The 13,036-nt window shown below is 66.0% G+C and carries 9 protein-coding genes; 6 read left to right on the top strand and 3 right to left on the bottom strand.

Going from position 1 to position 13,036, the window contains the following annotated elements; genetic code table 11:
* Positions 1-24: 24 nt before the first annotated feature.
* Positions 25-2,895, bottom strand: a complete 2,871-nt coding sequence (locus C7R54_RS25755) for a 2-oxoglutarate dehydrogenase E1 component (protein ID WP_129153781.1) — start codon at positions 2,893-2,895, stop codon at positions 25-27.
* Between the two features lie 426 nt (positions 2,896-3,321).
* On the opposite strand from C7R54_RS25755, the gene C7R54_RS25750 reads away from it, so the two are divergent.
* The 6 genes from C7R54_RS25750 to C7R54_RS25725 all read left to right on the top strand — a co-directional run bounded on the left by C7R54_RS25750 (position 3,322) and on the right by C7R54_RS25725 (position 10,740).
* Complete coding sequence (locus C7R54_RS25750) at positions 3,322-5,613, top strand: NADP-dependent malic enzyme (protein ID WP_129153780.1); 2,292 nt, start codon at positions 3,322-3,324, stop codon at positions 5,611-5,613.
* Positions 5,614-5,763: 150 nt separating this feature from the next.
* Complete coding sequence (locus C7R54_RS25745) at positions 5,764-6,714, top strand: GlxA family transcriptional regulator (RefSeq protein ID WP_129153779.1); 951 nt, start codon at positions 5,764-5,766, stop codon at positions 6,712-6,714.
* A gap of 231 nt (positions 6,715-6,945) precedes the next feature.
* Positions 6,946-7,704, top strand: a complete 759-nt coding sequence (locus tag C7R54_RS25740; protein WP_129153778.1) for an SDR family oxidoreductase — start codon at positions 6,946-6,948, stop codon at positions 7,702-7,704.
* Positions 7,705-7,738: 34 nt separating this feature from the next.
* Positions 7,739-8,953 (top strand): MFS transporter, encoded by a 1,215-nt coding sequence (locus C7R54_RS25735; RefSeq protein ID WP_129153777.1) that lies wholly within the window; start codon positions 7,739-7,741, stop codon positions 8,951-8,953.
* Between the two features lie 96 nt (positions 8,954-9,049).
* Positions 9,050-9,589, top strand: a complete 540-nt coding sequence (locus C7R54_RS25730; protein WP_129153776.1) for a carboxymuconolactone decarboxylase family protein — start codon at positions 9,050-9,052, stop codon at positions 9,587-9,589.
* Positions 9,590-9,885: 296 nt separating this feature from the next.
* Complete coding sequence (locus C7R54_RS25725; RefSeq protein WP_129153775.1) at positions 9,886-10,740, top strand: NAD(P)-dependent oxidoreductase; 855 nt, start codon at positions 9,886-9,888, stop codon at positions 10,738-10,740.
* On the opposite strand, the gene C7R54_RS25720 is transcribed toward C7R54_RS25725, so the two are convergent.
* Together C7R54_RS25720 and C7R54_RS25715 are read right to left on the bottom strand one after the other, a co-directional pair.
* Positions 10,713-11,861, bottom strand: a complete 1,149-nt coding sequence (locus C7R54_RS25720; RefSeq protein ID WP_129153774.1) for an Ldh family oxidoreductase — start codon at positions 11,859-11,861, stop codon at positions 10,713-10,715. The two genes, C7R54_RS25725 and C7R54_RS25720, sit on opposite strands and share 28 nt — an antisense overlap.
* A gap of 94 nt (positions 11,862-11,955) precedes the next feature.
* A complete protein-coding gene (locus C7R54_RS25715) occupies positions 11,956-12,975 on the bottom strand; it encodes a Bug family tripartite tricarboxylate transporter substrate binding protein (protein ID WP_129153773.1) in 1,020 nt (339 codons plus the stop codon).
* Positions 12,976-13,036 lie beyond the last annotated feature (61 nt).

Here is a 13,036-nt window from a genome sequence, read left to right as displayed (position 1 = left end):
GCGCCCCCTACGCGCGTCAAGCGCTTACTTGGTCAGCATGAAGCCCTTGTACTTCGGGGCCAGCGCCTGTTCAACCAGCGCCTTCTGCTGCTCCTGGTGCTTGGCCATGTAGCCCACCGCCGGCGATGCCGAGGCGGGGCGGCCGGCGTACGCCAGCTTTTGCCCTTCACTCATGTTTTCATAGAGATGATGCTGCACGTAGAACCAGGGGCCCTGGTTCTGCGGCTCGTCCTGCACCCAGATCACTTCCGTGGCCTTGGGATACTTGCGCAGTTCCGTTTCGAAAGCCTTGTGCGCGAACGGGTAGAGCTGCTCGACACGCACGATCGCGACGTTGTCCAGTCCGCGGTCCTTGCGGCCGTGGACCAGGTCGTAATAGACCTTGCCCGAGCAAGCCAGCACGCGCTTGACCGAGTTGGCCTTGATCGAGTCGTCCAGCTCGCCGATCACCGGCTTGAAGCTGCTGCCGGCCAGCTCGGTCAGCGGTGAACCCGCGTCCTTGTTGCGCAGCAGCGACTTCGGCGTCAGGATGACCAGCGGCTTGCGGAAGGGGCGGATCATCTGGCGGCGCAGCAGGTGGAAGATCTGCGCGGCGGTGGTGGGCTGCACCACTTGCATGTTGTTGTCGGCGCACAGCTGCAGGAAGCGCTCGATGCGGGCGGACGAGTGTTCCGGGCCCTGGCCTTCGTAGCCGTGCGGCAGCATCATCGTCAGGCCGGACTGGCGGCCCCACTTGGCTTCGCCGGCGCTGATGAACTGGTCGATCACGACCTGGGCGCCGTTGACGAAGTCGCCGAACTGCGCTTCCCAGATGGTCAGCGTGTTGGGCTCGGCGCTGGAATAGCCGTACTCGAAGCCCAGCACCGCCTCTTCGGACAGCACGGAGTCGATCACGGTGAAGGGCGCCTGCCCTTCGGAAACGTTCTGCAGCGGGATGTAGGTGCCGTCGTTCCAGCGTTCACGGTTCTGGTCGTGCAGGACCGCGTGGCGGTGCGTGAACGTGCCGCGGCCCGAATCCTGGCCGGTGATGCGGATGGCGTAGCCGGACGCCACCAGGGTGGCGAAAGCCAGGTGCTCGCCCATGCCCCAGTCCAGGTTCAGCGTGCCTTGCGCCATGGCGCGGCGGTCGTTCAGCAGCTTGGCGACCAGCGGGTGCGGCGTGAAGCCTTCCGGAACGGTGGTGATGCGCTCGCCGATGCGCTTGAGCTCGGCCAGCGGCACCGCGGTGTCGGCCTGGTCGGTCCACTTGGCGCCCATGAAGGGCGACCAGTCGATGGCGTACTTGCTCTTGTAGTCGGTCAGCACCGGCTCGATGGTGCGATGGCCGTCTTCCATCAGCTGGCGGTAGTCCTTCACCAGTTGCTCGGCATCCCCTTCGGCCAGCACGCCCTGGGCCAGCAGCTTGTCGGCGTAGACCTTGCGGGTGCCGGGGTGGTGGCCGATGCGCTTGTACATCAGCGGCTGCGTCAGCGAGGGGGTGTCCTGCTCGTTGTGGCCCAGCTTGCGGAAGCAGACGATGTCGACCACGACGTCGTGGTGGAACTGGGCGCGGTAGTCCAGCGCCAGGCGCGTGACGAACACCACGGCTTCGGGATCGTCGCCGTTGACGTGGAAGACCGGCGCTTCGATCATCTTGACCACGTCGGTGCAATACAGCGTCGAACGCGAATCGCGCGGGTCCGACGTGGTGAAGCCGATCTGGTTGTTGATGACCAGGTGCAGCGTGCCGCCCGTGCCGTAGCCGCGGGTCTGCGCCAGGTTCAGGGTTTCCATGACCACGCCCTGGCCGGCGAAGGCGGCGTCGCCGTGCACCAGCACCGGCAGGACCTGCTTGCCTTCATGGTCGCCACGGCGTTCCTGGCGCGCGCGGGCGCTGCCTTCCACCACCGGGTTGACGATTTCCAGGTGCGAGGGGTTGAACGCGAGCGACAGGTGCACCGGACCGCCACGGGTCGACAGGTCGCTGGAGAAACCGTTGTGGTACTTCACGTCGCCGTCGGTCAGGCCTTCGGCGTGCTTGCCCTCGAACTCCGCGAAGAGGTCGCCGGGCATCTTGCCCATGATGTTGACCAGCATGTTCAGGCGGCCGCGGTGGGCCATGCCGACCACGATTTCCTGCACGCCGTTCTCGCCGGCATGGTTGACCACTTCGTCCATGGAGGCGATGAAGCTTTCGCCGCCCTCCAGCGAAAAGCGCTTCTGACCCACGTATTTCGTGTGCAAGAAGCGCTCGAGACCTTCGGATTCGGTCAACTGCTGCAGGATATGTCGCTTATGTTCCGGCGTCACCGCCGGCGCGCTCAGCGTCGACTCCAGGCGTTCCTGGATCCAGCGCTTCTGGACCGGGTCGGAAATATGCGAGAACTCGGCGCCGATCGTACGGCAGTACGTATCGCGCAGGGCCTTCAGGATGTCGCGCAGCGTCATCGTGCTGGCGGTCGTGAAGTAGGTGTTGGTGGCGGAATAGACCTGGTCCAGGTCGGCTTCCGTCAAGCCGTAGAAGGCCGGATCGAGCTCGGGGATGGCCGGGCGTTCCTGGCGCTTGAGCGGATCGAGGTCGGCGTAGCGCGATCCCAGCGTGCGGTAGGCCGCGATCAGCGACTGCACCGACACCTGTTTGGACGCGACCGACAGATCGGGTTCCTGGCCGCGGTGCACGAAGGCATTGGCCTTGGCGCGCTGGGCGAAGGACTCGATGATGGGGGCGTGGGCGCGGTCGCGGGTGGTTTCCTGTCCATCCGTGGCGGGCTGGTGTTGCAACTGATCGAAGTAGCTGCGCCAGTTGTCGGAGACCGCCGCCGGATTGTCGAGGTAGGCTTCATAGAGCTCCTCGACGTAGGGAGCGTTACTCCCGAACAGATATGAGTTGGATCTGGATTCTTTCTCAGTCGACATGTGTTGCTTCACCTTGCCGGGTGTTTCACCCGTTGCGATGCAGGAAAACCTTCCGCGACACGGCTTCACCGATTAGCGGATAGCGGGGCAGAAGGCGCGTACAAGCCTCAATAGCCTATTCCGGGGAGTATAGCGCTTTGGCAAAAGCAAGGGCGGACCCGTGTCCGGACCGCATCTTTAAATTTGTGTGAACCGCCTTGGACGTGCGCTCGATACAACGCTCGCGCCCTCCGCGCCACGTGCGCCCCCAATTGTTTCAGCGCCCGGTCAGCGCCTCGATTTGCGGCGGCGCAGCATGAACATCGCCCTGTTTCGCGACCCGTCCGATGTGACCGTTGACTGCAATAAGCGCTATTCTTGCCGTCTTTCGGCTTTCAAATCACGGCTTCGCCGCCCTCTTTTCCGCATCGTTAAAGGCAGTATGCAATGGATGACACCCTGACCAAACTGGCGTTGGACTATCACCAATATCCGACGCCCGGCAAGATTTCGGTCACGCCGACCAAGACCCTGGCCACGCAGGACGACTTGTCCCTGGCCTATTCGCCTGGCGTGGCCGCCGCCTGCATGGCCATCCATGCGGAAGGCGACGATGCCGCGTCCAAGTACACCTCGCGCGGCAACCTGGTGGGCGTGATCACCAACGGCACCGCGGTGCTGGGCCTGGGCAACATCGGACCGCTGGCCGCCAAGCCGGTAATGGAAGGCAAGGGCTGCCTGTTCAAGAAATTCGCCGGCATCGATGTGTTCGATATCGAGCTGGCCGAAACCGATCCCGACAAGCTGGTCGACATCATCGCGGCGCTGGAGCCCACGCTGGGCGGCGTCAACCTGGAAGACATCAAGGCGCCCGAGTGCTTCTATATCGAGAAGAAGCTGCGCGAGCGCATGAAGATCCCGGTCTTCCACGACGACCAGCACGGCACCGCCATCATTTCCTCGGCCGCCATCATCAATGGCCTGAAAGTGGTCGGCAAGCGCATCGAGGACGTCAAGCTGGTCTGCTCGGGCGCCGGCGCCGCCGCCATCGCCTGCCTGGACCTGCTGGTGCACCTGGGCGTGCGCCGCGAAAACATCTACGTCGCGGATTCGCGCGGCGTGATCTGGGAGGGCCGTGAAGCCAACATGGAGCCCAACAAGCTGCGCTATGCGCAGAAGACCGAGGCGCGCACCCTGGCCGACATCGTCAAGGACGCCGACGTCTTCCTGGGCTGCTCCACCGCGGGCGTGCTGACGGGCGATATGGTGAAGACCATGGGCCCCAAGCCGCTGATACTGGCGCTGGCCAACCCCGATCCGGAAATCCGCCCCGAAGTCGCCAAGGCGGCGCGTCCCGACTGCATCATCGCCACCGGCCGCTCGGACTATCCGAACCAGGTCAACAACGTGCTGTGCTTCCCCTTCATTTTCCGCGGCGCCATGGATGCCGGCGCCAGCCGCATCACCGAGGAAATGAAGCTGGCGTGCGTGAAGGCCATCGCCGAACTGGCCGAAGCCGAGCAGAACGACGAAGTGGCCCGCGCCTACCCCGGCCAGGACCTTGCCTTCGGGCCTGAATACATCATTCCCAAGCCCTTCGATCCGCGCCTGATCGTGCAGATCGCCCCGGCCGTGGCTCAGGCCGCCGCCGATTCCGGCGTCGCCACCCGTCCCATCAAGGACATCGAGGCCTACCGCCAGAAGCTGATGGGCTTCGTCTACCACTCGGGCCAGTTGATGCGCCCGCTGTTCCAGCAGGCCAAGCAGGCGCCCAAGCGCGTCATCTACGCCGACGGCGAAGACGAGCGCGTGCTGCGCGCGGTGCAGACCGTGGTCGACGAAAAGCTGGCCCAGCCCATCCTGATCGGCCGTCCCGCCGTCATCCAGATGCGCATCGACAAATTCGGCCTGCGCCTGGAACCCGGCAAGGATATCCAGATCGTCGATCCGGAAGACGACGACCGCTTCAACGAAACCTGGAATGCCTACTTCCAGCTGCGCGGCCGCCACGGCGTGACGCCCACCATCGCCAAGGCGATGGTGCGCAAGCACAACACGCTGATCGGCGCCATGTTGCTGCGCCGCGGCGACGCCGACGCGCTGCTGTGCGGCGTGGGCAGCCGCTACGACAACCAGCTCAAGTACATCGATGACGTCATCGGCCGCAAGGAAGGCGCGTCGACGTACGCCGCGCTGAACGTGCTGATGCTGCCGGACCAGACCCTGTTCATCGCCGACACCCACGTCAACGAGAACCCGGACGCCGAGCAGATCGCCGACATCACGGTGCAAGCCGCCGACGAAATGCTGCGTTTCGGCATGGTGCCCAAGATCGCCTTGCTCTCGCACTCGAACTTCGGCAGTCGTCCGACCGAATCGTCGAACAAGATGGCCAAGGCCCGCGAGCTGGTCGAGCAGCGCGCTCCCGACCTCGAAGTGGACGGCGAAATGCACGCCGACGCGGCGCTGTCGGACAAGATCCGCGCCGCCTCCTATCCGGACAGCAAGCTCAAGGGCCCGGCCAACCTGCTGGTCATGCCCAACCTGGACACCGGCAACATCACGTACAACATGCTGAAGATGACCGGCAGCAACGGTATCGCGATGGGCCCGATCCTGCTGGGCGCCGCCCGTCCCGTGCACATCCTGACGAACAGCGCCACCGTGCGCCGCATCGTCAACATGACGGCGCTGGCCGTCGTGGATGCGCAGCAGGAGGCCACCCAACGCCGTCGTTGATACCCGCGCAGCGTCAGGGATAAGCCCCGCCGCGTTGCCGCGGCGGGGCTTTTTTGTCTTGGGGCCGCCCATGGCGGTCAACGCGCCACGCTGTCTCTTGCGCTTCGGTGGCACGATAATGTTGATCCAGCATTTCAGGAAGGAAAGGTGATGCGACAGGTCGGCTTGATCCTCGAAGACGGCTTTCAGCTCATGGGACTGGCCGCGCTGGCGGCCTTTGAGCTGGCCAATGCCGAACTGGGTACGGAAGGCTATCAATTGACGGTGCTGTCCGAGCGTGGCGGCACGGTGCGTTCCTCGATGAACGCCGGCATCGAGACCCAGCCCATGGGGGTCCTGCCCGATACGCTCATGGTGGCCGGCGAACTGCTGCCGCAGGATGTGTCGCCCGGCGTCAGGGATTACATCGCCCGCGCCGGCAGCGAAGCCCGGCGTGTGGCGGGGGTGTGCACCGGGGCATTCGCCCTGGCCCAGGCCGGCCTGCTGGACGGGCGCGCGGCCACCACGCACTGGGCACATGCGCGCACGCTGCAGGCACGTTTTCCGAAAGTGCGCGTGGACGAGGACCGCATCTTCATCCGCGACGGCAACATCTGGACCTCGGCCGGCATGTCGTCGGCCATCGATCTGACGCTGGCCCTGCTCGAAGACGACCATGGCCCGGCGCTGTCCCGCGCCATTGCCCGCAAACTGGTCGTCTACCACCGCCGGCCTGGCGGCCAGTCGCAGTTCTCCACGATGCTGGAACTGGAGCCGCGCTCGGACCGGGTCAGGCGTGCCCTCGCCTATGCACGCGAGAACCTGCGCAACCCGCTGTCGGTCGAGGAACTGGCCGAGGCTTCCAGCCTGTCGCCACGTCAGTTCAGTCGGGTGTTCAGGGAAGAAACGGGGCGGTCCCCGGCCAAGGCCGTGGAAATGCTGCGCCTGGAGGCGGCGCGCATCATGCTGGAAGACAGCCGCCATCCGCTGGACATCATTGCCCGCGACACCGGCTTCGCGGATCGAGATCGGATGCGCCGGGCCTTCTTGCGCAGCTATGGACAGCCGCCTGCAACCCTGAAGCGCCAGTTGAAGCTGATGGAAGACAACGGCGGTCAATGACCCGCCACGCCGTATTTATGTCCTGCATCTTCGCTACCCTGCACCTTCGCGCCCGGAGATAACGCGCCTCCTCCGTCAGCCCGGCCGCCCCGCCGGGTTTTTTATTGGGTACAAGCCCTCGGCATGTCCGTTATCGCCGTTTATATGTCATTTGAGACTTACCATTTGGCGCGCATAGTTCGACCCATCGACAAACAGCGCCATGGCGGCGCCAGGACAGGGAAGAGAATCATGCGGACGACCGGCAACACCATTTTCATCACTGGCGGCACCTCGGGCATCGGCCGGGCATTGGCCGAACAGTTCCACTCGCTGGGCAACAAAGTCATCATTGCCGGACGCCGCCAGGCCCTGCTGGACGAGGTCGCGGCCGCCCATCCAGGCATCGAAGGCATTGCGCTCGACATCTCGGATGCCGCCGATATCGACCGCGTCGCCGCACAACTGATCCGCGACTACCCGGCACTGAACGTGCTGATCAACAACGCCGGCATCATGCCCTTCGACGATCCCTCCGCCCGCATCGACGATGCCGTCGCGCGCCGCATTCTCGACACCAACCTGCTCGGTCCCATCCGGCTGACCTCGGCGCTGGTCGAGCACCTCAAGGCGCAGCCGCGCGCGACCATCATCCACAACACCTCGGTGCTGGCCTACGTGCCGATCGCCACCAACGCGGTCTATTCCGCCTCGAAGGCCGCGCTGCATTCCTATGCGCTGTCGCAGCGCTTCATGCTCAAGGGCACGAGCGTGTCGGTGCAGGAAATCGCACCGCCATGGGTCGACACGGACCTGATCAAGAAAAGCGGCGATCCGCGCGCCATGCCACTGGACGCCTTCATCGCCGAGACCATGAAGGGCCTGGCGACCGACGCGCCCGAGGTCTTCGTCGAAGCGATCCGCGCCCTGCGCGACAACCCCGGCCTGGGCGAGCATGCCCTGGTCGACGGCTTCAACGCCGAGATCGCCGCCAATCCCATCCCGGTGTGACGCCGCCATGCGGTCCCAAGAGGAGATCCGCGCCATGGCCGCGTCGCTTGCCCTGAATCCCCGGGCCACCCTGCTGCCGGCCGGGTTTCTCGCCCTGGGAACATTCGCCATCGGCACCGAAGGCTTCATGATCGCGCCGCTGCTGCCGGTCATGGCCCGGGATTTCGCCCTGCCGGTCCCAACGGTGGCCCTGCTGGTCATCGTCTTCACGCTGGTGCTGGCGCTGTCCTCGCCTATCGCTACTGTTGCCACCAGCCGGATGGCCCGCAAGCGCGTGCTGCTGCTGGCGATGTCGCTGTTCGCCATCGGCAATGTCGCCGCGGCGCTGTCTTCCTCCTTCGCCGTGCTGGTGGGCGCACGCGTGCTGATGGCTGTCGCCGCGGGCCTGTACGTGCCGGCGGCCAATGGGCTGGCCGGTGTCATCGTGCCGGCCAGCATGCGTGGCCGTGCGCTGGCCATCGTCAGCGCCGGGCAGACCCTGGCCATTGCGCTGGGGCTGCCGCTGGGCGGCGTGGTCGGCCACGCCTTCGGCTGGCGCGCGACCTTCGGGCTGGTCGGCGCGATGAGCGCCATCGCAATCGCCGGCATCGCCGCTGGCATCGCCCGCGAGGCGGGTCAGGGCGTCGCGGTGGCGAACCTGCGCGCGCGCGTGTCGGTGATCCGCCAGTTCACCATCCGGCGGTTGCTGGCTGTCAGCTTGTTCTGGGCCATCGGCGCCTTTGCCGCCTATCCCTATATCGCCGAGTATCTGGCCGCCGTGCTCGATTTCGGCCCGGACGCAATCACCGCGACTGTTTCCCTATGGGGGATTTCGGCCGCTGCCGGGGTGATGACGGGAGGCATATTCAACGACCGCTTCGGGGCCCGCCGGGTGGTCCGTGCCTCGCTGGCGCTACTGGGCCTGTCGTTCCTGGCGCTCGCCGCCGCCTCCGGGTTGCCGGCGCAGGCGGCCCTGGTGCCGGTGCTCATCGCCGTTGCGCTGTGGGGTTTTACCGTCTGGTCATTCTTTCCAGCGCAGATGGCGCGGCTGATCGGCGCTGGCGAGCCGGCGCAGGCACCTGTCGCCCTGGCACTCAACACGTCGACCATGTACCTCGGTTTCTCGGTCGGTAGCGCCCTGGGCGCGCTAGTGCTGGGCACCGGAGCCGTCTGGGGAATCGGCATCGTGGCGGCCATCGCGGAACTCATGGCCTTGGGCCTCAATGCCCGAATTGGAAAAAGCCAGAGCCGCGCAAGCGCGTCCATTTGAATGCAGCGCCGACCTGGACGATCGAACCGCTCTGATTTCCAACCCTTCGCGGTGATCGGCTTGCCTGCGAAGGCATTCTCAAAAGGAGTAGCCAAAATGACTTCCCGTATCCCCACTCCCGCCGCCACTGATGCCACAGGCGGCACCGCCGAGGTCTTTGCCGCGATCCGCAAGGCCGTCGGCATGGTTCCGAATGCCTATGCGGCCATCGGCGCCTTGAACACGCCCGCGCTGCAAGCCGTGCTTTCCGCCGACGCGGTGCTCTCGCGCGGGACGCTGTCCGCGCAGGAGCGCGAGACCGTGAAACTGGTGGTCAGCGCGATCGCCGGCTGCGATTACTGTGTAGCGGCTCATAGCCTCGCCGCCAAGGCGTCCGGGATCCCTGTCGGCACCGTACGCGCGATCAGGACGCTGGAGCCCAGCGGCGACGCGCGTCGCGACGCATTGATTCGATTTGTCCGTGTTCTCCAGGAAAGCCAGGGAACGATCTCGTCTGGGGAGTTCGAGGCATTCCGGGCAGCAGGCTTTGCGGACGAGGCCGTGGTCGATGTTGCATTGGCTATCGCGGTCATCACGTTTACGAACGTATTCAATCGTGTGAACGACACCACCGTGGACTTCCCTGCCCTGAAGTGAAGAAGCGGGTTTGAATGCACACGTCTCGGTATGGACGCCACTCTCCGGCGAGAGCCCCCGCATGGCTCGATGCCGGGCGTTCCTCCTTCCGGCCAGCGGCCTGGAGACGGGCCACGGTGGCGCGAGGCAGCGAGCAGCACAGGCCTTGCGGCGGGAGGGGTATTTCCTGCCGTCGGGCCGGCCTAAGGTAAAAAGGCCGGATGGGGCGACAAGCGGCGGCGCATGCGCGAGCCTGGCAGGCGCCGCGTTGCGCTCCCCCGCCTTATTTATCCGCATTTAGCCGCAAGGAGCAGAACATGGAAGTTGGATTGATCGGCCTGGGCGCCATGGGCCGTGCGATGGCCGCCAACTTGGTGGCCGCCGGCCACGACGTCAAATGCTGGAACCGCTCGGGCGGCGAGGTCGCGGGCATCACGATGGTGGCCACCCCGTGCGAGGCATTCCAGGGGGATGCCGTCCTGACCATGCTGTCGGACGACGCCGCGATCCGTGCGGCGCTGCTCGATACGGGCGTGCTCGCCGCCGCGCGCCCCGATGTGGTGCACATCGTCAGCTCCACCATTTCCGTCGCCTTTTCGCGGGAATTGCAGGACCGCCATCGCCAGGCGGGCGTCGCCTACGTGGCGGCGCCCGTGCTGGGACGTCCTGACGTCGCCGCCAAGGGCGAGCTGAACATCCTCGCGGCGGGCGCGCCGGCTGCCTTGGCGCGGGTGCAGCCGATCTTGGAAGCGATAGGCCGGAAGACCTGGCCGCTCGGGGAACAGCCGGCGGGCGCGCATGCGGCCAAGGTTGCCTGCAACATGATGATCGCCATGGCGATCGAGGCCATGGCCGAAGCCGCGTCGCTCACCGATGCCAACGGCGTGCCGCGCGAGGACTTCTTCGAACTGATCCTGGGCACGCTGTTCGGCGGCCGCTCCTACCAGGTCTATTCGAAGATCATCAGCGAAGGCGCCTACGAACCGGGCTTCAAGGCCGCGCTGGGCCTGAAGGACCTGCGCCTTGCCCGCGAGGCGGCGCAGCCGCTGGCCGCGCCCCTGCCCATGCTGGACGCCGTGCACGCCCAGATGGGCAAGGCCATCGAGGCCGGCGGGGCGGAACGCGACTGGGCCATCATGGCGGACTACACCTTGCGCTCCACGGCGAAGTAATCGTCCCAGGGCACGCCGGCCTCGGCGCCGACGCGGGCGAGGTCGGCCAGTGTCTCGGGGGCCAGGAACAGGCCGGCGGCGCGATTGCGCTGGTCGGCCTGGGCCTCCATTTCGCCGGGGTAGTACACCTGTTCGTGGCCCGGCGCGACGGGGACGTCCTTGAGCGACGCGATATAGGCGTCCATGCGGGCGCCGAATTCCTCGGGCGGCATCAGCGCGCCCACGTTCACGGCCAGCATGAAGTGGCCCGCGCCGCTGCGGTTCACCGGATCGTACGGACCGTGCACGCCGTCCAGGAATTCACTGCCGGACAGGACGCCCGAAAGGACATCTATCATGACCCCCATCACATAGCCCTTGTGCCCCGCCATCGGCAGGATGAAGCCTTCCAGCGCGGCGGCCGGGTCGGTGGTGGGATTGCCATGCTTGTCGATGGCCCAGTGGCTCGGGATGGATTCGTGGCGATTGTTGGCCAGGTATATCTTGCCGCGCGCCACGCCGGAATTGGCCATGTCCATGACGATGGGCGGGCGGCCGCCCGCCGGCGCCGCGATGGACCAAGGATTGGTGCCTATCTTTTTCTTCAGGCCTCCCCAGGGCGCCATGTTGGGGCCGGCATTGCTCATGAGCATCGTCACGCAGCCGGCCTGCGCGCCGATGCGCGTGTAGTACATGCACGTGCCGAAGTGGTTGGAATTGCGGACCGACACCACCGCCACGCCGTGCTCGCGCGCGCGCCGCACCGCCTCGTCGGTGGCGCGCCGCGCGACGACCTGGCCGACACCGTCGGCGCCGTCCAGCACGGCCACCGCGCCGCCGTCGACCGCGATGCGGCACGCCGTGCGGGCCTTCATCGCGCCGGAACGCAAACGCGCGTAGTACCAGCCCAGGCGCAGCATCCCGTGCGACTGGTGCCCCCACAGGTCGGCCTGCACCAGCGTATCGGCCGCCAGCGCCGCGTCCTCGTCCGGCACGCCCGCGCTGCGATAGACCGCCGCGGCAAAGGCCCGCAAGGCATCGGGATCCAGCGGCGCGGCCGTGGCCGTGGCCGAACCGCCGTCCGTCGCGTGCGGACCTCGGGGAATGCCGGCACCGGCCGGCTGCTCGCCTGCATTCTGCATGATCGCTTCCTTTCTTACGCTATTCGGCGATGCGCGTCCGCATTGCATCCACATTGCATCCATACCGCGTGCGCATCCTGTTGCCCGTATTCCGCTATTCCGCGATGCGGATGCCGCGTTCCTTGATGAACTTGCCCCAGCTCGCCAGGTCCTTGCGGAACAGCGCATCGAACTGCGCGGGCGAGCCGGCCACGGGGTCCAGCCCTTCGTCCGCGAAACGGCTGCGCACCACGGGATCCCGCAGCACCTCGCCCATGGCGGCATTCAGCTTGGTCACCACGGCGTCCGGCGTGCCCGTCGGAACGAATACGCCGAACCACACCGTCATTTCGAAACCGGGATAGGTCTCCGCCACCGTGGGCACGTCGGGCAGCGCCGCGACGCGCTTCGTACTGGCGACGGCGATAGGCTTGAGCTTGCCCGCCTTGATCTGCCCCACGAAACCGGGCACGGTGCCGAAGGACATCATGATGTTGCCGCTGATGAGGTCCGCCAGCGAATTCGCCGTGCCCTTGTAGTGCACCATCATCAATTCGGTATCGCTGGCCTGCTCCAGCATTTCGGCGGCCAGGTGCGACATCTGGCCGGCGCCCGGCGTACCGACGGTCACATGGCGCGGATGCTGCCTGGCATAGGCCACCAGCTCCGGCACCGTGTTGAACGGCGCCTTGGGATAGGCCGCCAGCAAGGTCGGCGAACTGGCCAGCTCGATCACCGGCACGAAGTCCTTCTCCGTGTCATAGGGCAAGGTCTTGTACAGCCATGGATTGCTGGTTAGCGCGCTGTTGGTCATCAGGATGGTGTAGCCGTCCGGGGCCGCCTTGGCCACATGATCGGCGCCGATGATGCCCGACGCGCCAGGCCGGTTTTCCACCACCACCGACTGGCCGAGCAGGGGCGTCAGCTTCTGCGCCACCAGGCGCGCCACCACGTCGGACCCACCGCCAGGGGCAAAGGGCGCGATCATGCGTATGGGCCGGGCCGGGTAATCGGCCGCGGCCGCGGGTTCCGCAAAGGCCGCCAGCGCCGCCAGGCCGGCCAGCAAGCCGGCCAGCAAGCCGGCCGCGGCCAGGACCCGGTTACACCGGGTGCGCAATGACTTCTTCTGTCTCATGGCTGTCTCCTTGGTTTTTTATGATTGAAGGACTATAAACACGCCTCTAGACCGAAAAAAG

The sequence above is a fragment of the Achromobacter aloeverae genome (assembly GCF_004121055.1).
GTDB classification, from domain to species: domain Bacteria; phylum Pseudomonadota; class Gammaproteobacteria; order Burkholderiales; family Burkholderiaceae_B; genus Bordetella_C; species Bordetella_C aloeverae.
This window is presented reverse-complemented; position numbering and strand designations above follow the sequence as displayed.

Bases quoted from the DNA above. Each gene is read 5' to 3' on its own strand.
- C7R54_RS25755 (WP_129153781.1), bottom strand. From the start codon at position 2,895: ATGTCGACTGAGAAAGAATCCAGATCCAACTCATATCTGTTCGGGAGT.
- C7R54_RS25750 (WP_129153780.1), top strand. From the start codon at position 3,322: ATGGATGACACCCTGACCAAACTGGCGTTGGACTATCACCAATATCCG.
- C7R54_RS25745 (WP_129153779.1), top strand. From the start codon at position 5,764: ATGCGACAGGTCGGCTTGATCCTCGAAGACGGCTTTCAGCTCATGGGA.
- C7R54_RS25740 (WP_129153778.1), top strand. From the start codon at position 6,946: ATGCGGACGACCGGCAACACCATTTTCATCACTGGCGGCACCTCGGGC.
- C7R54_RS25735 (WP_129153777.1), top strand. From the start codon at position 7,739: ATGGCCGCGTCGCTTGCCCTGAATCCCCGGGCCACCCTGCTGCCGGCC.
- C7R54_RS25730 (WP_129153776.1), top strand. From the start codon at position 9,050: ATGACTTCCCGTATCCCCACTCCCGCCGCCACTGATGCCACAGGCGGC.
- C7R54_RS25725 (WP_129153775.1), top strand. From the start codon at position 9,886: ATGGAAGTTGGATTGATCGGCCTGGGCGCCATGGGCCGTGCGATGGCC.
- C7R54_RS25720 (WP_129153774.1), bottom strand. From the start codon at position 11,861: ATGCAGAATGCAGGCGAGCAGCCGGCCGGTGCCGGCATTCCCCGAGGT.
- C7R54_RS25715 (WP_129153773.1), bottom strand. From the start codon at position 12,975: ATGAGACAGAAGAAGTCATTGCGCACCCGGTGTAACCGGGTCCTGGCC.